Source organism: Panacibacter ginsenosidivorans (assembly GCF_007971225.1).
Taxonomy (GTDB): domain Bacteria; phylum Bacteroidota; class Bacteroidia; order Chitinophagales; family Chitinophagaceae; genus Panacibacter; species Panacibacter ginsenosidivorans.
The window spans coordinates 1,295,244-1,319,718 of sequence record NZ_CP042435.1 but is presented as its reverse complement, the minus strand read 5'-3'; the positions used below and the strand labels follow the sequence as shown (position 1 = coordinate 1,319,718).

General features: G+C 39.0%; 15 protein-coding genes. 6 read left to right on the top strand and 9 right to left on the bottom strand.

What is annotated here, in order from left to right:
* Positions 1–154 precede the first annotated feature (154 nt).
* From FRZ67_RS05455 to FRZ67_RS05440, 4 genes are all read right to left on the bottom strand, one after another.
* Positions 155–352: a DoxX family protein gene (locus FRZ67_RS05455; protein WP_147188575.1), complete on the bottom strand. Its 198-nt coding sequence runs from the start codon at positions 350–352 to the stop codon at positions 155–157.
* Positions 353–521: 169 nt separating this feature from the next.
* A complete protein-coding gene (locus FRZ67_RS05450) occupies positions 522–1,817 on the bottom strand; it encodes a hypothetical protein (RefSeq protein ID WP_225975515.1) in 1,296 nt (431 codons plus the stop codon).
* A 267-nt stretch (positions 1,818–2,084) separates the two neighbouring features.
* Positions 2,085–2,864, bottom strand: coding sequence for a carboxylesterase family protein (locus tag FRZ67_RS05445; RefSeq protein ID WP_158638311.1), 780 nt, complete (start codon positions 2,862–2,864; stop codon positions 2,085–2,087).
* A gap of 126 nt (positions 2,865–2,990) precedes the next feature.
* On the bottom strand, positions 2,991–3,716 hold the full coding sequence (locus tag FRZ67_RS05440; protein ID WP_147188573.1) for an FkbM family methyltransferase: 726 nt from the start codon (positions 3,714–3,716) through the stop codon (positions 2,991–2,993).
* A gap of 487 nt (positions 3,717–4,203) precedes the next feature.
* Between FRZ67_RS05440 and FRZ67_RS05435 the strand changes: the two genes are divergently transcribed.
* Positions 4,204–5,259 carry an LLM class flavin-dependent oxidoreductase gene (locus tag FRZ67_RS05435; protein WP_147188572.1) on the top strand — a complete coding sequence of 352 codons (1,056 nt, stop codon included), beginning with the start codon at positions 4,204–4,206 and terminating at the stop codon, positions 5,257–5,259.
* A gap of 71 nt (positions 5,260–5,330) precedes the next feature.
* Here FRZ67_RS05435 and FRZ67_RS05430 read toward each other — a convergent pair whose 3' ends face one another.
* Entirely contained in the window at positions 5,331–5,720 is a 390-nt protein-coding gene (locus tag FRZ67_RS05430) for a Dabb family protein (protein ID WP_158638310.1), read from the bottom strand.
* Between the two features lie 400 nt (positions 5,721–6,120).
* Entirely contained in the window at positions 6,121–7,503 is a 1,383-nt protein-coding gene (locus FRZ67_RS05425) for an FAD-binding oxidoreductase (RefSeq protein ID WP_225975514.1), read from the bottom strand.
* Positions 7,504–7,758: 255 nt separating this feature from the next.
* Here FRZ67_RS05425 and FRZ67_RS05420 point away from each other — a divergent pair, with 255 nt between their 5' ends.
* The 3 genes from FRZ67_RS05420 to FRZ67_RS05410 all read left to right on the top strand — a co-directional run bounded on the left by FRZ67_RS05420 (position 7,759) and on the right by FRZ67_RS05410 (position 10,194).
* On the top strand, positions 7,759–8,607 hold the full coding sequence (locus FRZ67_RS05420; protein ID WP_147188570.1) for an NAD(P)-dependent oxidoreductase: 849 nt from the start codon (positions 7,759–7,761) through the stop codon (positions 8,605–8,607).
* Positions 8,608–8,770: 163 nt separating this feature from the next.
* A complete protein-coding gene (locus FRZ67_RS05415) occupies positions 8,771–9,349 on the top strand; it encodes a DJ-1/PfpI family protein (RefSeq protein ID WP_147188569.1) in 579 nt (192 codons plus the stop codon).
* The gene (locus FRZ67_RS05410; RefSeq protein WP_147188568.1) at positions 9,346–10,194 is read left to right on the top strand and encodes an alpha/beta hydrolase; all 849 of its coding nucleotides are present in this window, start codon (positions 9,346–9,348) and stop codon (positions 10,192–10,194) included. Before FRZ67_RS05415 ends, FRZ67_RS05410 begins: the two co-directional genes overlap by 4 nt.
* A gap of 488 nt (positions 10,195–10,682) precedes the next feature.
* On the opposite strand, the gene FRZ67_RS05405 is transcribed toward FRZ67_RS05410, so the two are convergent.
* Positions 10,683–17,594: a DUF8696 domain-containing protein gene (locus tag FRZ67_RS05405; protein ID WP_147188567.1), complete on the bottom strand. Its 6,912-nt coding sequence runs from the start codon at positions 17,592–17,594 to the stop codon at positions 10,683–10,685.
* A 491-nt stretch (positions 17,595–18,085) separates the two neighbouring features.
* Between FRZ67_RS05405 and FRZ67_RS05400 the strand changes: the two genes are divergently transcribed.
* Complete coding sequence (locus tag FRZ67_RS05400) at positions 18,086–18,910, top strand: hypothetical protein (protein ID WP_147188566.1); 825 nt, start codon at positions 18,086–18,088, stop codon at positions 18,908–18,910.
* A 171-nt stretch (positions 18,911–19,081) separates the two neighbouring features.
* Here the strand turns inward: FRZ67_RS05400 and FRZ67_RS05395 are convergent, their stop codons facing one another.
* Positions 19,082–19,894 carry a class I SAM-dependent methyltransferase gene (locus FRZ67_RS05395; RefSeq protein ID WP_147188565.1) on the bottom strand — a complete coding sequence of 271 codons (813 nt, stop codon included), beginning with the start codon at positions 19,892–19,894 and terminating at the stop codon, positions 19,082–19,084.
* Between the two features lie 219 nt (positions 19,895–20,113).
* Between FRZ67_RS05395 and FRZ67_RS05390 the strand changes: the two genes are divergently transcribed.
* On the top strand, positions 20,114–20,977 hold the full coding sequence (locus FRZ67_RS05390; protein ID WP_147188564.1) for a helix-turn-helix domain-containing protein: 864 nt from the start codon (positions 20,114–20,116) through the stop codon (positions 20,975–20,977).
* 196 nt (positions 20,978–21,173) lie between these two features.
* Here the strand turns inward: FRZ67_RS05390 and FRZ67_RS05385 are convergent, their stop codons facing one another.
* Positions 21,174–24,191: a PVC-type heme-binding CxxCH protein gene (locus FRZ67_RS05385; protein WP_147188563.1), complete on the bottom strand. Its 3,018-nt coding sequence runs from the start codon at positions 24,189–24,191 to the stop codon at positions 21,174–21,176.
* Positions 24,192–24,475: the final 284 nt, after the last annotated feature.

Below are 24,475 nucleotides of genomic sequence, written 5' to 3'. Positions count from 1 at the left end.
AAACCGTTAAAATGTGTATTCAACATTTATTTCGCAAAAGATAATTTGTTTACAAGGTGCATTGCATATGGCATCGCCGGTTGTGTCACTCACTTGTGCGTTTAGAAACATATTCAGCAAAATAAACCTTACTGGTTATACAGCAGCATCCTTTTTATGCCATAAATAATATGGCAACAGAGCCATTTACTTTTGCAACACCTATAAACGGAATAAAATATTTTGGATAGTCTAAGCCTGCTATCAATTCTACAGATGCATTAACCATCATTATATTTGGTATGGCCGTAAATAACATAAATGCTGCAAACAAAGCTGTAATGATCCGGCAGGCAATGGTTATTTTTTTCATCTTTTATTTTTTAAATGCAGTTTAAAATGGTTCCAAAAGATTATATTTTTTGATGCCATCAGCACAACAGATGAACGGAATGCGACGCAACGATGATGCCATGAAAAGAAATTGCTGGTATCAAAAAAATAATCCTGATAAAGTTTTGCCTGTTGACGAAGGTGTAGTACTAATGCGAGAATGCTATTATATAAGTAGAAATGTATTCACTCGTATCATTATGCTGATCTTTATAAAATAACCTTGCCTTGGCACCCAATTTTAAACAGGTGTTTTTCTCTGCAATATCTGCAGCTGAATTTAAAGGCTGCAATGAAGGATACCATATAATATGTCCGGGCTCCTGTAAAAGCATTATTGGCTTAGACCAATCCTGGGAATTGTTACCTGCCCCAAGATCTTCATGTTTATTAAATGAAATGTATATGCTGTTTCCTTTCCAGGAAGGGCCTTCTGATTTTGCCATCAGCATAACCCAGCACTTAAGATAATTATTCCAGCTAACAGATGGTCCCCAATAAAATTTTGATCGGGGAGAAGAAGCTGGGCCGCCACCTTCATCTAAAGGAATCTGTATAGATGCAATGGGTTTTCCTGTTCCATCATAAGGAACAGTAAAAGCGTTTCCGTTCCATCTTTTTGCTTTGCCGACAGGGTTATCAAGGTCTGATAATGCAATTCGTGCAACACTTATACATTGACCGCTCCATTCAGTTTGGGCATTATATTTTGCCGGGTCATATTTTTCAGGATATCCATACTCTCCATAAAAAAGATATAAATAATCTCCATTTGCAACTGCAGATGGGTCGCCAACACCACCTGCGAAAGTAACAGAAGTGTTGTGTGGTTTTAAGATCATTCTCGGCTGATCATCTTCAATAAAAATGCCCCGGTTTATCCAGCTTCTTCCTCCGTCAACAGATTTCATAATACCGATCCTGCAAACGGCTGCAGGTGTTGTTGCTCCCGTTAATCCCTGTGGCCAGTTTTTATCTGTATAACCTTTGCCAGTTAAATTATCATAAGGTAAAGTAGCAGGATAATTCTCGTTATGATATACTGCATATAATGTTTTACCGGACTTATCTTTTGCATCCTGGTAAACAGTTTCAAACCATACAGCACCGTGTAAGCCATTCTCTCCGGGCTTTACATTAGGCGGCATAACAGGTTCTGTAAAAGCAGCAGGCTTATTTAGAAAAGTTTCGTCAGCATTACTGCCATCAGCAAACTTCAGATCATGTGCGTAGCCCCATAAAGGATCTTCACCATACTTACCTGGAAAAATGCGGAATGTATCACCTATCCAGGCTTCTGCCATATTGCAATCAACAAAGGAATTGAAATAAAATTTTTCAGTTGCGATAAGCGTAGCACGAGGCTCATTATTTTTCAACGGCACCGCTGATACAAGAAGAGAAATGATGATCAAAAAAAATATACAATATTTAAAAGCAGGCATCTGTATAATATTTCAGCGATAAAAAATATATGTATGTTTTAAAATACAACTTACTCAATATTATGCTTTATAAATTGAGATAAATTCAATTTGGGGTCTAATCTTTCACCGGAAAATAAACTTCATCCCTGGTCATTTCTCTTTGCGTGGCGACAGACTCTCTTCCAGGAATTGCAATAAGTGTTGATCCGGCACCTGAGCTTGTCTTATTCAGATAATTACCCGGCTCAATACTATTAATAAAAGCCTGTTCTTTATTTGTAAGTTTTATTTATGTTGCCTGAATAACCAATTCAACGCTGAAGGATCGCTGTATGCAGCTAACCATGAGAAATGCCCTGTTTCAGGATAAAAAGTAAATGCCGGATGCGCACCAGCTTTAATCAATGCGTTCATCATATTAACAGAATACATCGGATCTACTGCAGGATCTTCTGAACCGTGAAAATTCCATATAGGTATGTGAGCAATTGTTGCAGCCATTGAAACATCTCCACCGCCACAAACCGGCATTGCAGCAGCAAAAAGATCAGGGTATCTTTCAATCGCATCATACGTACCAAAACCACCCATTGAAAGCCCTGTAATATAAATACGGTTTGTATCAATAGAAGCATTTTTCATAAACTCATGTATAAGACCAATCAATAATTCCATAGGCTTGGAAGGTTTAGCTTCCAGGTGCATGTCTGTAGTGCCTTTGCTGCGACCGGAAAAATTAGACCAACTCATTTTCTCAGGGCATTGAGGTGCTATCACAAAGGCAGGATGTGCCACCATCGTCTGGTCGGTTGCAAAATTCATAACACCCCATTTCAATTGCGCCTCATTGTCGCTGCCTCTTTCCCCTGAACCATGTAAAAAAATAACCAGCGGATACTTTCGCGAAGTATCAGAATCAGGATAAAGCATACGATAATTTAGTGTATCACCTTTTCCATTGGTGTAATGGTTCACACTAAAACGGGACGATTGTGCTTTTGTGGTGGCACAGGTAAATGTCAAAAATGTAGTAAGTAAAATAAAGATGTGTTTTGCAAATTTCATATGGAAAGTTTTTTGTTGTGATACATTGATCGCGTAAATGAAAATAAGCACAAAGCCGTAAGCAATTGAAAAATGATGCAAATTAATTTTTGTGCAAGTACAATGTTGCTTAAACTGCATCCATTTTTATAGATCATCATTTACAAAAACCAGGTTTTCACCACTTCTTTTAAAGGAGAAATTAAATGTTGACGTTGCTTTAAATACTGATTTGCTGCATCCTTTTTTTAATCCGTCATGTACCTCAATAACGAGGTATTTTGTTTTGCTTAACCAGGGTTCATAACCCTCTGCAAAAACTTCCTTCTCACTTCCTTCAATATCTATCTTCAAAATATCAATAGTGGGAAGATCGTAATTGCTAAGCAGGTCAGTTAAGGTGATCGCTTCAATTTCTCCTTTGTTTTTTTCAGTAATCTCTTCAACTGCAAAGGCCCATTCTCCGTTGCCTGCATCTTTTATTATAAGGGCAGCATGTTTGTTCCAGATAGCTTTCTGAAGGCAGGTAATTTGCGGATATGGAGCAGCATTCTTTTTCAGCATTTCAAAATTGCCTGCATCTGGTTCAACAGCATAAATAGCAGCTCCGGGAAAACGGTTGGCAAAATAAATGCTTGCATAACCGGCATTGGCACCTGCATCTATTATAACAGCAGGCGGTTGTTTTATTTTAAACTCATAAGACTTTGCAAGCAGTATGGTATATAAAACAGTAAAGTCGCTGGAATTCTTCCTGAAATAGACAGGATATTTTATATTCGGAAGGTTTAGTTTTCCATTTGACAGTTTAATTTTTATCATTAACCAAAGCCCCTGGAAAATTCCGTAATTATATATCAGTCTGGCAAACAATAACTATATTTTTATGAATTAATAAAGATGCTTTTTTTTGTTCATGAAGCAGATCATTTTTCAGGATATCAAACAAAGCTAAGTAATTCATGCTTTCGCTTATTACTATTTGAGTGTTGACAGATGAATAGCATTCAGAATGCACAAGTGAGTGACACAACAGGCGATGCCATGAAAATAAAATGCTGATAACACTTTAGTAATAAAGGTATCCCTTCATTTATATCACGGGTAAAAACAGCAAATGAGAAAATGATTGTTCGTTGTTGTTATCTGTGCAGAAAAGATAAGAGATAGTTTATGAGCCCGGCATTAGTAATACCATTTAAGCATTCGTTGCGTCGCACACTTGTACGTTCTGTTCATTATGCTGCAATGTATATGGCAGATCAGACTATTTTCAATCCATTTTGTTCATGAAATAGTTTGTCGTTAATTGCAGTATTCAAAAATTTATTATTGCATATCGTATTTATCTTTAATCACCATGGAATTAGGCATTAGCACGTTTGTAGAATTAACACCAGATCCGTCAACAGGAAAGTCTATTACAGCTTACCAACGTTTGCAAAACTTGTTAGAAGAAGCTCAACTCGCCGATCAGCTTGGGCTCGATGTATTTGCCATTGGTGAACATCACCGCCCTGATTTTCTCGTGTCTTCACCAGCTACAGTGCTTGCAGCAGTGGCAGCAAGAACAAAGCAGATAAAGTTATCAAGTGCCGTAAGTGTATTGAGTTCTGATGATCCCGTGCGAGTATTTCAGCAATTTGCCACTATTGATCTTTTATCTGGTGGCAGGGCAGAGATCATGGCGGGCCGCGGCTCTTTTATTGAATCGTTCCCATTGTTTGGTTACGATCTTGATGATTACGATACGTTGTTTGATGAAAAATTAAAGCTGCTTGTCGCCATAAATGAAAACGAAAAAGTTACCTGGAAAGGCAGGCATCGTGCAGCTATATCAAATCTTGGTGTGTATCCAAGACCTTATCAAAAGAAGTTGCCGGTATGGGTGGCAATAGGTGGTACCCCGGCGTCTGTATTACGGGCCGCGAAATTGGGATTGCCACTTACCATTGCTATTATTGGCGGCAAGCCTGAACAATTTGTGCCACATACAAAATATTATCGTGATGAATTTGTAAAGGTTGGTCATGATGTTTCCACACTTCAGCTATGCATCAATTCACACGCATATATCGCCGGTAATTCTCAACAGGCTGCTGATGAATTTTTCCCCACGTATGCTTATGTAATGAGTAAGATAGGGCGGGAGAGAGGATGGCCGCCAACAACACGTGAGCAATTTGAATTGATGCGCAGCCCTTCAGGTGCCTTATTGGTAGGGAGTCCGCAACAAGTGATCGATAAAATATTATACGAACATGAGCTGTTTGGCAATACGCGTTTCATGGTTCAGTTTAGTGTGGGCACCTTGCCTCATGATAAAATGATGCATGCCATAGAATTGTTTGGTAACATTGTAGCACCGGCTGTACGTAAAGCATTACAACCCGTTGTTACATCCAACAATAAATAATAAATAGGTAATTATATTTTTATAAAATGCCTCGGTATAATAAATGCAAATGTGTAAAGCAGAAGGGGGAATTATTTCTTTACCCAATAATCAGCCACGGTAACATCTTCTGCAATAGCAAGTGAAAGTTTAAATAATCCTGAATAGGCAGGAACCTTTTTATAGTTAGCCAAATCGTCCTTTGAAGTAAAGGTTGTTACAAACACATGTTTTACAAGGGTATCACGGATGGACATATTTATGCCCATCTCAAAATCTTTAACCATTGTACTTTTAGATAAGCTCTTATATATATTGTCCAGCGCCTGTATGCTGTCAGCGGGAGCATCTTTCTTAAAAGTTATCATAACAATATGTCTTAATAGATCTCCTGGTGCATTGTTACTTTGCGCGGTTGCTTTATTATGCAATAAAAGGGCTACAGTCAGAAGCATAAGCGCTGCAAAAAATATTTTCTTCATATCCGGAGATTTTAAAAGTAAGTTACCATATTTTCTGCTAAGGTTTTCTTTGGGCCATAAAAAACACTTCCCAATAATTGACATTTATCAATCTTATCAAAGCTGCATCTTCAAAAAAGTTTTTTGATCCGGAGACAGTACAACTATTGCGCTTTTGTTGCGTCGCACACTTGTGCATTTTGTTCATTGCTCAACAGGGTTACGAACGCACAAGTGTGCGACGCAACAAAAGTTGCAACTGACATTCTATAGCCTGGCACCAAATCTCTTTTATTCATATCAGCCACCGCCACAGAATTATTGTTATCGTTTATATCAACATCAGCAACCGGCATGGCTATTCTGAGTATTATGCATCATTGTATTGTAAATCCGGTTATGGTACACTGTTCAAAAAGAATTAAAATATTTTGCCCGGGTTCATAATATTATTCGGGTCCAGTAAATTTTTAATAGACCGCATTACAGCAATCTCTTCCGGCGATCTGGAAAAAGAGAGCCATTTTTTCTTTGATAGCCCAATACCATGTTCGGCAGAAACAGAACTGGGTATTGATTGTAATGGTGCATAAACAATTTTTTCAACCAGTTCTTTAGCGTCAGTATTTTCTTCCCCGCAATTGATCATCAAATGAAGATTGCCGTCACCCATGTGCCCAAAAGCATAGTTGTAAAAGGTATCAAAATTTTCTTTCAATGTTGCATCTACAGTTATTACATATTGTTCCATTTCAGAAACGGGTAAACTTACATCAAACGTAAAAACGGGATTATGCCGAATAAGTATCTGATCGATTTTTTCACGTATTTGCCAGAACTGTTTTCTGTCTTCCTGCCGCTGTGCTAAAACTGCATCCACTATAATATTATCATTGAGTACAGTCTCTAAAAATATCTCCATCTGAGATTCCAGAGCAGCAGCCCCGGCAATTTCAGTAAGCACATATAAAGGGTAATTGTCGGCTATCACTTTTTTATTGCCCGAATTTTCATTGGTAAGCAGCTTATAAAATGCCGGCCATAAAATTTCAAATGAAGTAAGCTTATCTCCAAAAAATATTTTAGCTCTGTTTAGTAATTCTTTGCTGTTGTCGAAATTTTCCAATGCAATAAAAGCAGTAGAAAAAAATGCAGGTGCAGGTGTTAGTTTAAGAATGGCACGGGTAATAATACCGAGGGTTCCTTCAGAGCCGATAAACAAATGTTTCAAATCATATCCGGTATTATTCTTTAATACAGGATTTAAATTGTTGAGAATAGTTCCATCTGCTAAAACAACTTCAAGACCCAATACAAGATTGCGCATAACGCCATATCGTAAAGCCTGCAAACCGCCTGCATTGGTGGCAATATTTCCACCGATCATACAACTGCCTTTTGCTCCTAAATCTAATGGAAAAATAAAACCACTTTCTTTCACTTTTTCATGCAGTTGCTCAAGTATCACGCCTGCCTCAACTTCTACAAACTGGTTAATACGATCCACCTCTTTAATGGCATTCATTTTTTCAAGCGATATAGCAATTTCATTTTTATTTGCTGTAGCACTGTTAACAACATTTGAAAGACCGCCCTGCGGCACTACTGCTTGTTTATATTCATTACATATTTTTAATGTTACCGCAACATCATTTGTTGATGCGGGTAAGACCAATGCCCTTACATCCAGCGATCTCGCCTTGCCATACACATTTGCAATTCTTTCAGCAGCTTTTTCACTGCTTAACACTTTTTGTTCACCAAGTGCTTCGATTAATTTTTCAATAACAGGCAAGTTTTTCACTTTTAATAATTTGAGTTTAAAGGTAGCGTTTATGAAAGCGTGTAAGAGTAGGCAGAATTGCATTTTCATTGATATTTTTTGTAATCAACTGTATTAATGCTATTAAGCTTTTGTTGTGTCACTCACTTGTACGTTCTAAACTTAATGCAGCTAAATAAAACTATCCTTTCTCAAAGCATTCAAAAGTTTAATTTACTAAGAACCTAAGATGGGTTAAACTACCTGGGCTTTACTAACTTTATAAAAAGTTGTATTATGAAAGCATTTATAGGTATCGGATTATTAGGCTCCGGCTTCGTTAAGGCAATGCTGCAGAAAGGCGATGCAGTTCAGGTTTGGAACCGCACGGCAGCAAAAGCCAAAGCATTGGAAGCATATGGTGCAAAAGCATTCAACAGGGTTGAGGAAGCTGTACAGGGTGCAGAAATTATTCATGTTACACTTAAGGATGATGCAACTGTTGATGAAGTATTAACATCTGCCAGTAATGGATTGCAACAAGGAGCCGTTATTATAGACCATACCACTACTTCGGTTAAGGGAGCTATACAGAGAACGTCTTATTGGAAAAGCAAAGGCTTCACGTATTTGCATGCGCCTGTTTTTATGGGTCCTCAGAATGCTTTGGAAAGCACAGGTTTTATGATGGTCTCTGGCAATCAATCGGTAATTGAAAAATATGAACCTGCATTATCTAAAATGACAGGGAAACTACTCAACTTTGGTGCTGAAGAAGGTAAAGCTGCAGGCATCAAACTCTCCGGAAATCTTTTCTTATTAAGCCTTACTGCCGGCCTTGCTGATGCGCTTGCATTAGCTAAGGTGCATAATATACAGCCATCAGAACTGCTTACACTTTTCAATAACTGGAATCCCGGCGCATCAGTTCCTGCACGGTTAAAGAAGATATCAGAAGCTAAGTTTAATGAACCATCATGGGAATTGAACATGGCACGTAAAGATGCAGGGCTAATGCTATCTGCAGCCAAAGAAGCCGGAACAAACTTAACCGTTATACCCGCCATTGCTGCCGTAATGGATACATGGATAGCCAAAGGTAACGGCAGTGATGACTGGAGTGTTATTGCTAAGGATAGTCTTTAGTATTGAAGTGTATTTATTTTTATCTACTGCTGCAATGCTATCAGCCTTTCATTGTGTCACTCACTTGTACGTTCTGAACTTTATGCAGCAACAAGATCATAATTCTTTATCTATCTTTAACCATTAATCCTTTTAAAAGTAATTTCATTTAAACACGATTGTTATGACAGCCAGGAAAATACTCATCATCACCGGAGATGCAGGTGAAAGTTTTGAAATTCTTTACGCATCACACAGGTTAAGGGAACTAGGGTTTATTCCTGTAATTGCAGCACCTGCAGTAAAAAGGATGAACCTTGTGATACATGATTTTGAACCAGGCTGGGATACCTATGTAGAAAGAAAAGGCTACCTCGTTGAGTCTGATATTTCTTTTGATGACGTAAACACTGCAGACTATGAAGCATTACTATTGCCCGGTGGCAGGGCGCCGGAATATCTACGAAATGATAGAAGAGTCATCAATATTGTAAAGGAATTTGCCGGCAACAATAAATACATTTTTGCTATTTGTCATGGTGTGCAAATATTGGTAACCGCAGGTTTGGTGAACAAGAAAAAGATCGCCTGTTACGAGCATGTAAAATTTGAAGTAGAAAGTTGTGGCGGTGTATATGTATCACCAGACGAAGCAGTGCAGGATGGTAAAATTGTTACAGGAAAAACATGGCAATCGCATCCATGGTTTTATAAGCTTGTTTTTAACTGCCTGCAACCCCAGCAAGTTCCTTCTTTTGCATGATCGTTTACAAGCAATACAACCAGGAGCAACTCAACATCCAATATAATAACCGGTTGCATGTTCCCGACTTTGCAACCTATCTTGAGCGTTGGGATAATCTTAGCTCTGCAACAAGAGAAAAGCATTCGTTCATAAAAGATATTGCATATGGAGATCATCCACGGGAATGCCTTGATATATTTCCTTCCAATAAATCAAATGCAAAAGTCTTTGTCTTTATTCATGGCGGGTACTGGCAAATGTTTGATAAAACCAGGTTTCATTTCATTGCCGCATCTTTTCTGCCATACTACGTAACAACCGTATTCATTAACTATCCGCTTGCCCCCGCTGCAACAATGGATGAAATAGTTGCCTCCTGCCGCAAAGCAATGCTATGGCTGCAGCAAAACCTGGCCGCTTATAATGCCAACCCAAATGATGTATATATTGCGGGTCATAGTGCAGGTGCGCATCTTGCAGCAATGTTGCTTAGTAAACAATGGGCTAATGAAATGCAGCCTTTCATTAAAGGTATTTTTTTACTTAGTGGATTATTTAAGTTACTTCCTATACTTCTTTCAGAAAGAAATGATGTTTTGCAAATGAGCAAAGAAATGGCTGCAAGAAACAGCCCTGTTGAACTAATACCCGCGCAAAACTACCCGCTGCTGATTGCAGTAGGAGCGGCCGAAACAGACGAGTTTAAAGATCAAAGCCGGGATATGTATAACAAATGCATAAACAAAACGTCGTCTGTTGAATTGCTGCAACTGCAGGAATTAAATCATTTCTCCATTCTTGATGCGCTGGCAGATGAAAATACTTTGCTGCATAGAGCAATAGTTAAGTTAATGGAGAAATGAAACTTTTTTATTTGACTGGCTATAGCACTGCTATGAAGCTTTTGTTGTGTCACTCACTTGTACGTTCTGAGCTGTATTCAACAAAAAATGCGTCATTCCCGCAGTGAATAAATGCGGAAAAAGTTCTGAACTTTATCTGCAGTGAACATTATGAAAGATATCTTCGCAAGTAATTAACGAAATTAACTTACTATAGACGAAGCAATTTTAAAAGCACAAGATTCTGCAAAGAGCTTATGCAGCAAACAGGTATAAGGTAGAAAATTCAAAAGTTAAAAATGGTCAGCAGCTTTGCTGAGTAGCAGACAAAATGCCTAAGTGTGCGACGCAAGAAAAGCATTATAGCAGCAATCAGCCGGGTACATAAAAATTCTTCCATCCTTACTTTCCTGGTGCAAATAAAATAGTATCAGCGGCAATATCCGTTAGCATCATTAACGGTAGTAATTACAGTTGTGCCTGTTTCTTTTTGTATGTGCAGGTGCCCCTTATTCTATTACAACATGTATATTGTAAGTGGCAACTTTATTGAATACGCTAACAATATAAACGCCACGTGCAATGGAAGATGGCAATATGATTTGCTGCATTGCGTTTCCACCACCATGCTCGATTTTTTGATTATAAATTTGCTGACCACTCATATTGCTGATGACAATTGTATAATTTCCTGCAGCAACATTATTTAACTGCAGGTTAATGATTTTATTAAACACAGGATTTGGCTGCACAGTAACCGATGATTTGGCAGTGCCTATATTAACGACAACAATAACACTATAACTTACTTCACCGTTTTTATTAACAGCTTTTATACGATAAAAGTTGTTACCCAAAACAGGTCTTGTATCATGTACAGTATAATAATTCTCTGCAATATCGTTGTTGCGGGCATCAACATTTTCAATAGTATTAAAACTGGTGCCGTTTGCTGATCTCTCCACTTCATAATGATCCATATTCAATTCATTAAGTGCTGTCCAATCAATGTCTATCGTATTGTTTTTCTGGTAAGCTTTTATATTGGTGAGTGTTACAGGCAAAATAATGTTACCAATATTCACAACAGAAAATTTATTGAAAGCAGTGATGCCGTTTTTATTTCCCTGGTTATCTGAACTTACATCTATAAAGTATCGTCCGTATATCTCTGTGTTGAAAGCATTGCCGGTATAGTTAGGTACATCTGCTGTACCTGTTGTTGCCACATTCACAAAAAGATTATTGTTGTCTTTTTGTACCAGATGCGGATCACTCCAAAGAAACCCGTCCTCTACTTCATCCTGTGCAGAACCATATGGGAAAACGCCCCAGTTTCTTTTTGTAAAATATAATTTCATGGTAGTTGTACTGCCGCCGGGCGTTGCTTCACTTACATACCAGATGCGATTTACTTTTGGAGCAGAGGTGCCGCCGATATCACCCTTTCCAACAACAACAGTAAAATCATCAGCAGTGCTGTTATTCATGTTTAAAGACATTCGGTTGGGAGAAACAAAATCACTGCTTACAGGAAACATCTGCTCTGAACTACCCCTTACATTAATAATACGGAAGCCATTGCTGCCGGTAGGGGTAACAGGTGAACCATCTGAGTTGCAGGTGCAGATATAACTATCGGTATAAGTTGCAGGTAAGACAATTGAGCCTGAAATATTACTCCATGTAAACAGGTTATTGTTCGTTGCAAAGGCGCCCTTCGTAAGTGTAAGATTATTATCTACTGTAACGTTTATAGCAAGACTTGCAATACCCGAAGTTTTATTAATTTTCAAATTATAAAATAGTTCTGCCTGCTTTGCTGCACTTATTGTTTGTGTTACCGTTCCTGTTAAGATCACATTTCCAATTCCATCCTTAAAGCCTAAGCCAGCAGTGCTTACCTGGTCATCCCAGCTTCCCTGCACTTCAAACTTACCGCCATTTGTCATGTTGATAGTCCCTGTATTTTTAATGGTAACATTTCCTGCAGTTATTAAACTGTCTGATGCGTTTATAAATGAGAGCGTATTGTTATCGACAGTGAGGCTTTTTGATTGTGCAACATTTCCATATGCTGAGGCATAAGGAGAATTGGCTGCATCGATATTACAAACATTAGCAGCTGTGCTAGGAATATTAACATCAACGGATGTTGTAGGAATCTTTCCATCGGCCCAGTTAAGACAATTAAACCAATCCTTGTCTTTTGCACCTGTCCATAACCCTGCAGCCCCGTTAGGACAAATTACTGTTGCACTACCTGTTAAACCTGCAGCAGCACATGAACCATTTGTTAAACTGCTGATCGTATAAGTGGTAGTTACTGTTGGTGCCACATTTACTAAAACCGTAGGAGCAGTTCCATTAAAAGGGGTGCCATCTGAAAGTGTGCCGGAGATGAGTCCATTACTTCCGGTAACATTTATCGATAGGGTAACGCTTTGACCATTACAGATGGTTGCAGAGCCGCTGATAGATGCCTGGGGAACCGGGTTAACTATTACACTTATTGTTATAGGAGTGCCACCACAAGTATTTGCTGTAGGGGTTATTGTAAAAGTTACTGTTACGGGATTAGAAGTAGTATTAGTTAATACACCACTAATAGTACCGGTACCACTTGCCGCAATTCCTGTAACAGCGGCTGTATTATTTCTTGTCCAGTTATATGTTGTTGGGCTAATGTTACTTGTAAATGAAACAGGCATAATTGAACTTCCTGAACAAATAGTTTGACTGGTAAGTGATGCAGAGATAGCGGGTAAAGGATTAACAGTAAGTGTAACATTTGTATTGCCACCCGCACAACCTCCCACCAGTGTATTTACATTATAGGTAAATGTTCCGGCGGTAGTTGGTGTGGCAGTGACGGTTCTTCCGGTATCAACTGACAAATATGTTGCCGGTGTCCATTTATAAGCAATAGGCTGGTAAGGATCAGGAATGCCTACATTATCTATGGCCCAGTTACTTCCTGCAGTGCCATTAAAAGAAAAACGTATCCTTAAATTGGACTGACTGAGATAATTGGTTAAAGGGATAGATACTAATGAAAACCCGCCGTTCGAAGTACCAAAAGAAGAAGGGCCAGTGTATTGTTGTAGTATGGTATTATAAGTAACGCCACCATCAAGCGAAATTTCAATTTTACCGGTTGTTCCTGCATTGAAATTAAAAGCCTGGTAAAATTGTAAGGATGCCGATGCTAGTCCGATTGTGCTAAAAACAGGTGTTTCCAAAGTAGTCGTTTCTGCACCGTTTGCAATTGCAAATTTGCCTCCTAACTGGGAATTATAAACAACACTATTAAAAGTTTTTGGACCATTTGTTTCACTCCATGGATTTGTAGTTTGATTATCTGCACTCGCAGGGAAATTAATAGACACACCATTGTTTGTTACGCTCCAGCCGGCTGGATTTGCATTATTAAAATCTCCTCCTGCAAACGGGCCTGTTGCGGTTGAATACCCACTTGCTGAAAATATTGAAGATTGACCGAGACATATTGTAACAGGGGTTGCAGTAACTGTAGGTGTAAATGTTGGATTAACTACGATCACAGCATTTGAAGAATTTGCTGTAACAGTACACACGCCGCTTTGTACAACTGCTCTGTAAATTGTAGTTTGTGTTAGATTGTTATACGCCTGTGTTGTGGAAGTATTGCTTATTGCTGTCCATGAAGTTCCGGCATTTACAGAAGATTCCCACCTGATAACACTTCCTGTTTGGCCAGACAATGAAATTGAGCCATTATTAGAACCGGAGCAACCAATTGCTGAGGATGGTGTTAGCGTTCCTCCAACCGAAACAGGATTTACGGTAATTATTACTGATGACGAATTTGCAATGCTGCATACGCCGCTTTGCACTATCGCCCGATATTGTGTTGTTTGAGTAAGATTAGTATATGATTGGGAAGTAGTTGTATTGGCAATCGTTGTCCATGTTGTACCGCTATTTACAGAAGATTCCCATCGCACTACGTTTCCTGTTTGTCCGCTTAAAGTGAGTGTGCCACTATTGCTTCCTGAACATACAGTAGCTGTACCACTAACTGCACCTCCAATAGAAACTGGATTTGCCGTAATTGTTGCAGAAGATGAGTTTGTAATACTACATGCACCACTTTGTACTACTGCTCTGAATTGAGTTGTTTGAATAATATTTGTATAAGATTGAGTAGTAGTTGTATTAGTGATCGTTGTCCACGTTATGCCACCATCAGTAGAAGATTCCCATCTTATTATAGTCCCTGTTTGTCCGCTTAATGTAAGTGTTCCACTATTGGACCCTGAGCATACAGTTGCTGCGCCGCTTACTGCTCCTCCCACTGAAATAGGATTTACCGTAATAATTGCAGAAGAAGAATTTGAGATACTGCATACGCTACTTTGTACAACTGCTCTGTATTGTATTGTTTGGGTAAGGTTTGTATACGATTGTAAAGTTGTTGTGTTAGCAATCGTTGTCCATGTTGCTCCGCCATTTACAGAAGATTCCCATCGCACTACATTTCCTGTTTGACCACTCAATGTAAGTGTTCCGTTGTTGCTTCCTGAACATACTGAAGTAGTGCCGCCGAGAGAGCCGCCAACAGAAACCGGGTTAACTGTAATAGTTGCAGAAGATGAATTTGCGATACTGCATACACCACTTTGCACAACGGCTCTGTATAAAGTCGTTTGTGTAAGGTTTATATAAGATTGAGAAGTTGTTGTATTAGCGATCGTTGTCCATGTTGCTCCTCCGTCAGTTGAAGATTCCCATCGCACTACATTTCCTGTTTGACCACTCAATGTAAGTGTTCCGTTGTTGCTCCCTGAACATACAGTAGAAGTTCCGCTAACAGAACCCCCAACAGAAAGCGGATTTACTGTTAACGTTGCTTTTGTTGAAAATATAGTGGGGCAGCTATAGCCTGCCGGACCCGATATTATTACATCATACTCGGCTGCATCAGAAGCTGCAACATTAGAAATAATCAAAGTACTGTTCGTCTCTCCCGGAATATCTGTACCACTTTTTCTCCACTGATAAGAAAGGGGGTCTGAAGCAGTAGCATCAATAGAAAAACTAACCATCTGGTTTTCACAAATCGTTTGTGAAACAGGTTGGGTATTGATAATTATTTTTTGATCAACATTCAATACAGCATCAACTGATGTTACTGATGGACATGGGCTCGTTCCACTCACAACAACATGATAAGTGGCTCCATTGTTTGCAGCACTAACCTGTGAATAATTTAAAGTGTTGGTAGCCGCCCCGGAAATGCGACCCCCGTCTGAAAGAAGAGAGCCATTTCTATACCATTGATACATTAAGTTATCGCCGGTTGCATTTACCTGGAAAGTAGCAGGGAAGGTAGCGCATACTGTTTCATCGGATGGCTGAAGGGTAATATTTACTGGTTGATGAACGATTATTGTTGCCGAGCCATTGGTAAAGCCTGTATTGCTTTCGCAACCATTATTATCAGTCACTGAAACAATTGCATAAGTATTTGTAGCACCGAGTGGATTTGTAAGCAAATCAAATGCAGTTCCACTTATTACATTATTTTGTGTTTGATCTGAAGAGCCATCATTGTAAATAATAGTGAAAGGACCTGTACCTGCAGAAGATGTCCATGTAAGCATGCCATTACCCGATGAACAAAAAGGACCATTAGCAGACAAACTTCCCTGAGGTTGTGGTTTTACAATTATACTGCCGTTTGCTGTTGCCTGTGCACAGGTTCCTGTTGTAGTTACTGTATAGTTATAGGTTCCCGCTGCTGTATTTGGAGTGCCACTAATGGTAAATATACCTGCATTGTAAGAACTGGTCAAACCTGAAGGTAAGCCGGTAGTGACGGCACCTGTTCCACCATCTGCAATCACATAAGTAATTGCTGAGATAGGCGAATTGTTACAAAGAGCCTGTGCATCTGTTCCTGTAAAAGAAGTTAAACTTATTGTGGCATCAGGTTTTATTGTTATGCTCCCATTTGCACTTTTTTGCGTGCATGTTCCGGTTGTGTTTATAGTATAATTATAAGTGCCTGCTGCGGCAGTTGGTACTCCACTGATTGTAAAAACACCTGCATTATAAGAACCACTTATCCCTGTCGGCAAGCCGGTGACAGTAGCGCCTGTACCACCACCGCCAATTGCATAGGTAATGTTTATGATGGCTGTATTAATGCAGGGCGTTTGCGCATCAGTTCCTGTAGCAGAAGTTAAAATGATCGTTGCATTTGGTTTTATAGTTATGCTTCCATTTGCGCTGGTCTGTGTACAGGTTCCTGTAGTATTTACGGTGTAATTATTAGTACCTGCTGCGGCAGTTGGTATTCCACTGATCGTAAGAACACCTGCATTATAAAAACCATTTATTCCTGCTGGCAAGCCAGTAACAGTAGCACCTGTTCCGCCTCCACCAATTGCATATGTAATATTCGTGATAGCTGTATTAATACAAGTGACTTGTACTTCAGTTCCTGTAGCTGAGGTCAAACTGATCGTTGCATTTGGTTGTATAGTTATGCTTCCATTTGCGCTGGTCTGTGTACAGGTTCCTGTAGTATTTACGGTGTAATTATAAGTACCTGCTGCGGCAGTTGGTGTTCCACTGATTGTAAAAACACCTGCATTATAAGAACCATTTATTCCTGCTGGTAAGCCGGTAACAGTAGCACCTGTCCCTCCACCGGCAATTGCATAAGTGATATTTGTTATGGCTGTATTGATACAAGGTGTTTGTGCATTAGTTCCGGCAGCAGATGTTAAACTTATTGTTGCGTTTTGGGTAATGGTAAATTGTGAATTTGCACTGGTAGTAAAAATATTATTTCCGCCCGTGGCATTTCCTATCGTCATGGAAAGCTGATAGTTTCCTGCTGCACTGTTATTGGTTAGTCCATTTAGAACAATAGTAAAAGAGGCACCTTTTGCAATTGATACAGGCGTAGAAAAGGAAACTGTAGTGGCCGTTGCAGTTATTGTTCCTATCGTATTTCCATTAAGCGCGCCACCGGTAATTGTGCTCAATGTAAAACCTGAAGGCAAAGTGATCGTTACAGTTTTACCACTTGCTACAAAGCTATTAGAAGTTGAATTTCCGCCCGATGTGGCGTTGGTTGCATTAAGTATATAATTTGAAGTTGTCGATGTGCAACTGCTGCTTATTGAAACTGATGACCATGTGCCACTACTAAAATTTGTCTGCGCAAAACTCTTTGTGGGTATAATCCCAATAACAAAGAGAAAAATAACACACGCAGGAGTAACAGCTTTCTTTTTTAAAAAATTAAAAACATTATCCTGAAAAGAAAAACATTTTATAGCAGGTTTAAACAATATTGATGCAGAATCAAAATGTAGGAAAGAAAATAAAATCTTCCATAGAGATTTTAAGGGTACAAATTTGGGCATACGGATTAATTAGTGTTAACAAAGGATATAAAGGATACAATTATTCTCTGTCAGGGTAAATACTCCAGTTAAAAAATTACTGTAACAAAAAAATTGAGCTGAAAGATTATATGTTCATCTAAAGGTTATCTGGGTACTTTTCTATCTGTCAATTAGGGCTGCGATCTGTTTTCAAATGTAAAAGTATCTTTTTTTTTGCCGCAAAAATCAATAATTGATTTCTTCATTACTTTTTATAAAAAATGCTTTTACTTAATTAAAAATTAAGGCGTGAAGATTATTGAACAAGATATTGGCCTGAAGCAAGCTTAATTAAATTTGATAAAGCTTTTGTTGAGTCGCACACTTGTACGCCTTTATTATTACCTGGCTTTTCCCACCCAGAGTAAATAATTACAGTACAAACATCAAATAAACCAATTCATCCACTTCGTTTGTAATTATGATCATTCTTTAAATAAATTTTGCGTTTGAAAAAAATATAGCTTGCAATGAAACACACCATATTGTCTATAACATTATGTCTTACTTTGTTTGCTGCCTGCAAAAAGGAAAAAACGCAAGAGCCGTCGCCTGGAGATCCGCCTGTTGATGTACATACCATTCTTTTAAAAGATATGATCGTAAAAAATCTTCCTTCTCCATATTATCATTTTGAGTATGATAATTCCTCTTTTATAACGCACGTAAATGTTCAAAGTGGCTATGAAATTTATGATCTCTTATACTCTAATGGACGAATCAGCCAGATGAATGATAATACCTTAGTAAACAAAGACAAACTGCAGTATGTATATGATAATGGAAAAGTTTCTAAAATAAATTACATTAACCAGGCGGGAATTATTTTCAAACAAAATATTCTTACCTATAATTCCGCAGAACAATTAACTGCAGTTGAATGGGATTTTGTTAATGCAGATGAGACCACAGCACCTGAAAGAATTATTCAATTCGAATATTATTCTGATGGTAATTTGTTCAAAGTAAATGACCACTGGTTTGAAATACCTGGAAGACAACCTGAAACATTTACCACAGATACTTATGAGAACTACGATACCAAAACTAATGTTGATGCATTTGCCATACTGTATAAAACGAATGATCATCTTTTTCTTCTGCCAAATATTGTAATTCAAAAAAATAATCCTCTTAAAGAAACACGTAGTGGAGATGGTCTTAATTATTCAATTAACTATACTTACACTTATAATAACGATCTCCCTGTAAAAAAGGATGGGGACTTACTTATTTTGAATGGAGAGAGTGAAGGCACCCATATCGACTATCTTATTACTTTCAGTTATTACTAAATACTACTTTTTGCTTCTTCTTATCCTGCAGTTGAAGTACACCGCCGCATACAGCTATGTCGTACAAGAGTGCGACGCAACGAAAGTTTAATAGTATTACCAGAGCTTGGTACATAACAATAAAAAAGGTTGCCACATTACGCGGCAACCTTTTTTAGCACAACCTGTATTTTATTTTACTACTGCTACCCTTAAATAAGTGGCGGGTATAAGTGTAGTGTTATTATCTGCACTTTGATTCTGGCTGATAAACAACGTTTCCAATTCCTGCTGCAACGCTTCTGCTTTGCCATTCTTTTCTGCTGCTTCAAAAGCATTCATGGTAGGACCATAGTACAGTCTGAACCTGTTTAAAAATTCTACCGGTGAGAATGATGCTTTGAAGTTGAATGTGTCTTTTTCAAAAGAGATATTTTCTTTTGGTATGCCCGCATTGGTAAACCTTTCGGTTACATGGCTTTCTACTCCCCATAGCATAGGGCTTATAAATCCTTCAGGTGGCGGTGGTGTGTAAGCAGAACTGATCTTTAATATTTGAGCCACCATCGTTGGATCACCCGGTATCCAGTTACCCATAATAATACGACCGCCGGGCTTTGCTACACGTACCATTTCTTTCGCTACATCCATAGGGCGTGGTGCAAACATAGCCCCGAAAATACTTACCACTACATCAAAAGTTGCGTCATTCAATTCGTGCAGATCCATTGCGTCTCCTTCTATAAAACTGCAGTTGGTAATACCTGCTGCTTTTACACGTTCATTACCTGCAGCAACAAGATTGCCTGCTATGTCTACGCCCAGTACACTGGCGCCGAGTTGTGCTTCAGGTAATGCGGTGGTGCCATCCCCGCAACCAAGATCGAGTACGGAAATTCCTTTGGTGATACCAAGTTTTGAAACAAGTGCTTCGCCGCTTTCACGCATAGTTTCCGCAACCTTTGTAAAGTCGCCCTTTTCCCAAAGTGCTTTGTTTGGATTCATTTGTATGGTGTTTTAAAAATTAGAATATAAATAATCAATCATCAGATCATAACACAAATATATTTAGGTAATATTCCTGAGTCATGATTATAAAGTTCAAAGATGTTACTTAAAAGTTCAACTGGTGTTTTTCCGGATTGAGAAGCCATTTACTTTTAAATAATATTTATTGCCCGGGTATAATTACTTTTATTGAAATAAATTACTACTACGCCAACAATGGTTAACTTTTATGAAAAAGTATTGCAGCAGCCGGATTATTACAGACAATTTGTTTGTAATAAAAGTCTTATAACTGCATTTAACTGCCCTATGGAAGCAAGGCTTATGAAAACCCGCTACGCCGACCTGTGGACGGAATACAATTACCTTTTTTATGTAATAGGCGGAAGAAAAATATGGCATACTGCCAAGGGTGTATATGATATACAAAAAGATAGTTGTGTGTTTGTAAGAAAAGGTGCATTCATATTGGAGCAATTACTTGATGAAGGTTTTTGCGTTGTACTCTTTTTTATTCCCGACGAATTCATATGCAATACCCTGCAATCAAAAACAAAAAAAATATCGAGTTACAAGCGGCATTATGAACCATTGATGTTGTTAAACACCAGTGATACGCTGGTTGGTTTCTTTCTTTCTATGAGTGCCTATTTTGCTGAAGTAAAAGAACCCGATCCCGCTTTGCTTGAATTAAAATTTAAAGAGCTGATACTTACACTTGCAGATGATACCAGTAATACAGAATTGCTCTCTTATTTCTGTTCTTTAATGCATGAGCCGCAGTCAGTATCACTGCAGCGCATCATGGATGAAAATTATTGTTTCAATCTTAAAATGGAAGAGTACGCCAGTTTATGTAACCGTAGTCTTTCCACTTTTAAAAGAGACTTTGAAAAAATATACAATACCACACCCGGTAAATGGTTAACAGAAAGAAGACTGGAACATGCAAAGCGTTTACTAAGCAATATGCATAAAACAGTTAGCGAAGCCGCGTTTGAAAGCGGCTTTGAAAATACCTCACATTTCAGCCGCGCATTTAAAGAAAAGTTTGGTATTTCACCGGCGGCTGTTAAATAATAATTTTTGTAAACAGGCTTTTGATTCTTTACTCATCGCCTGTTGTGTCACTCACTTGTACGTTCAGAACATTGTGCAGCTAAATAAAATAATACAACAAAATGTCGACAGATGAATATTGATATAAACGATGAAAGGATTGCGACGCAACGAAGCTCCATCAACGGTATGCAGTTGGTATTAAATAAATATTACTTTACCTGCTGTTCTTAATAAAACCTAGCAGGTCTGACATTTGTTGTTGATTGATTGATGTTTCCAGCCCAATAGGCATTGCAGATGTTTGTGATATTTCCATTGATCTGATATCACTTCTGGCAACAGTTGTTTGCAGCCCGCCAATATTGTTTAATGTAACACTTGCAGGAGTTTGGGCAGATATGATGCCACTAAATTTTTCACCATTCTTTTTTGTAACGATCCACAGATCATACGTTGTAGCAATGGAACGATTTGGGTTTAGTATATCGGTCATAATACTGCCGGCATCCCGGTTGCGCACGGTGCCAAGATCCGGCCCGAATGAATGTCCATATCTTCCGTTTATATTGTGGCATGTTGCGCAAATAGTTTTGAACACCAGCAAGCCTTTCGACGTATCAGCTTTAAGTGTAAGTGCGGTTTGATACTTCTTTATCGTTTCTTCCCTGCTGCTTATACCTGCTGCAAGCAAATCCCTGGAGCGGTTGCGTATAAACGCATCATCATTATTCATAAGGTCAACCATATGTGGCCAACTGATAGCCGTGGGTAAGATCTGCTTTTGTTGTATTGCACTCAGCAAAATCTTTGTATTACCGGTTGAAGACAAAAACGCCTGCATAGCCGTTTCCCTTGCATTATACCCGAGCGATTTCCAATTGCGGACAATACAATTGCTGCAGGAATCTGGCGAGACATTATTAAATGCCTTAATTGCCGTTTGAATGAGCGTTTCATCATTGGCTACATTACTGATTATTTGATCGAACAAGACAGCATTGCCCGCTTCTTTATCAAGCGATAAAAGGCGTACCGCGTCTTTGCGATAATTAATATTGGCACTGCCATCTGCCGCAACAGCTTTTGCCTGCGCAATTGCAGCAGCCCATGAATTATTTTGTGGTGCGCCTAACAGCATTAATAATTCTATGGCAGCTGTTCTTAACAATGGCGTAGTACCAACATCAAACTTTGAAAGCAGCAACGATCTTTCTGCTTCAAAATTTGTACTGGGTAATCCTTTTACCGGGAGCGCAGTTGATAATCCTTTCAAACAGGCACTTTGCCACCAATCAGCAGTGCTTGTATTATTTTTTGTTGCAAGAGCTATTACATTTTTTATATCATCGATCCTTTGCGACAAGCCAATAACACCTGCACAATTAGCGAAGAACAATGCTTTTCCATCTGATGGTTTTAAAGAAATAGCTGCGATACTATTTTTCAGCAAATCATATTCTTTGCCATGTGCCGCAGCCAGTGCAGCAACCTGCAACCATTTGTCATCAATATCTTTCATCAGTATTTTTTGTTTGGCAGATTCTGCCGGTGCATCATGAATGTCTCCTAATGTGCAGAGCATCTGGTAACGCACTTTTGCATCAGTGTCATCCTGTAATGCCAGCAGTTCTTTTTCTAATTGAGGCACTTCCTTCAAATGCAGTTCGGCTATCTTAACAGCATTCTCTCTTACACCCGCAACAGGATTATGCAGCTGCATGTTCAGTGTTGCAATATCAATGATATGCATGCCTTCCAGCGACCACAATGCATGTACGATCGCCGTGGCAGATTTTGTTGTATCGATCAGCTTTAATAATAATGCTGCAGTTTGCGGATCTTTCCTGTCCATTAATAAACGCTGTGCATTGCGCCGCCACCAAATATTGCCGCTTGTTAAATATTGAACCAGTTGTTCTGTTGAAGCGCCTGCTAAATTCAATTTGCTGCACCAGTTCATCTTTGCTGCATTGGCAGGAGTTACCCGGTATATTCTTCCTTTATCATGCCCATTATACAAAGCGCCGGAATTGATCACACTGTCGCTCAGCCACTCGGGGTGTTCAATGATCTGCCGGTAGTAATCCATCACATACAAGGCACCATCGGGACCAACATACATCATCACCGGTCTGAACCATGCATCAGTGGATGCAAGAAATTCTTTGTCTTCATATACTCTCGCTGCATTAAAAGATGCACCTTTCTGTGTTACCTTGTCTGCATGAATGATGTTGCTCTGCGGTTCGCAGGTGAGAGAAACATTATTAAAACTGTCAGGAAATAAACCACCGTTGTACCAGGTAATACCACATGCTGAAGTAATAACGCCAACATCTGTAAGCAGTTGGTTTTCGGGGTTGGTAGTTATCGGAAAAACCTTGCTCGCATCTCCATGATCGCTGATATAATCTGACGCATCGCTTATTAAAAGATCCGGATTTTGCTGCAGGTATTTTGCAGCGATGGCTTCCACAAAAATATGGTCAGCATTTTCTACACAGAAGTGGTGTCCCCAATTGTCAAACGTATGCCCATACTGCGTTTCGCCTGAACACATTTCCAAAGTATACGTATCGGGGTTGAAACGGATATTCCTTCCATCTGCATTGCGCGGCAGTTGTGGCGCAGTGGTATCATCGGCATATCTTACAATATGCCCGCTGTCGCTGAACATCATGGAAACTTTGGGTGTAATGCTACCCATATGCGCCAGGTAGATCCAGTTATCCAAACCAAATATTGGTGTATTGGCAATGTGTTGCGGATTCGTTAGTGCTACCCCTGTAAGCATCACTTTTCTTATATCTGCTTTGCCATCATGGTCTGTATCTTCCAAATACAATACATCCGGAACATCCACTACCATAAAACCATTTTTCCAGCGCATGATGCCTGTTGGTAATTTCAAGTGATCAGCAAACACTGTGCTTTTATCGGGCATGCCATCTCCGTTTGTATCAACCAGTAATTTTATTACACCCGACCCTGCCGTATCGAGCGGATAGCCATGTAATTCCACTATGTACATATTCCCCTGTTCATCCACTTCCATCGCAACAGGATCAGATATCAAAGGCTCCGCAGCTACCAGTTCAATTTTGTACCCTTCAGGCAGTTGAAATGTTTTCAGTGCATCCTGCGGAGATAAACCACCAGCGCTGGTTTCTGTTGAACGACTACAGGAAAATAAAAGGACGGATAGAGACAAAGCAGTCAGGAAAGTTCTCATAAAGGAATTATCAGGATGTTAATTTATAACAACTAAAGCAACAATGTATGTGGCTGGCTTAGGAATTTTTATTCAGCTTTAGTTGTGTCACCTGGAACACCAAGCTTTAGCATGACACTTTACGTTCTGTTGTTTATGTAGCATGTAAACTTTATAACATTATTTCAACTATTATGCATGAATGCCGCAGAGTCCCTTTCAAGTAACTCTGCGGAGACGAAAATCTCCTTTGTTCTCGGTTAATGTGTGTTGGCGTACCTGTGCCTTGAATAATAGTTTACAAA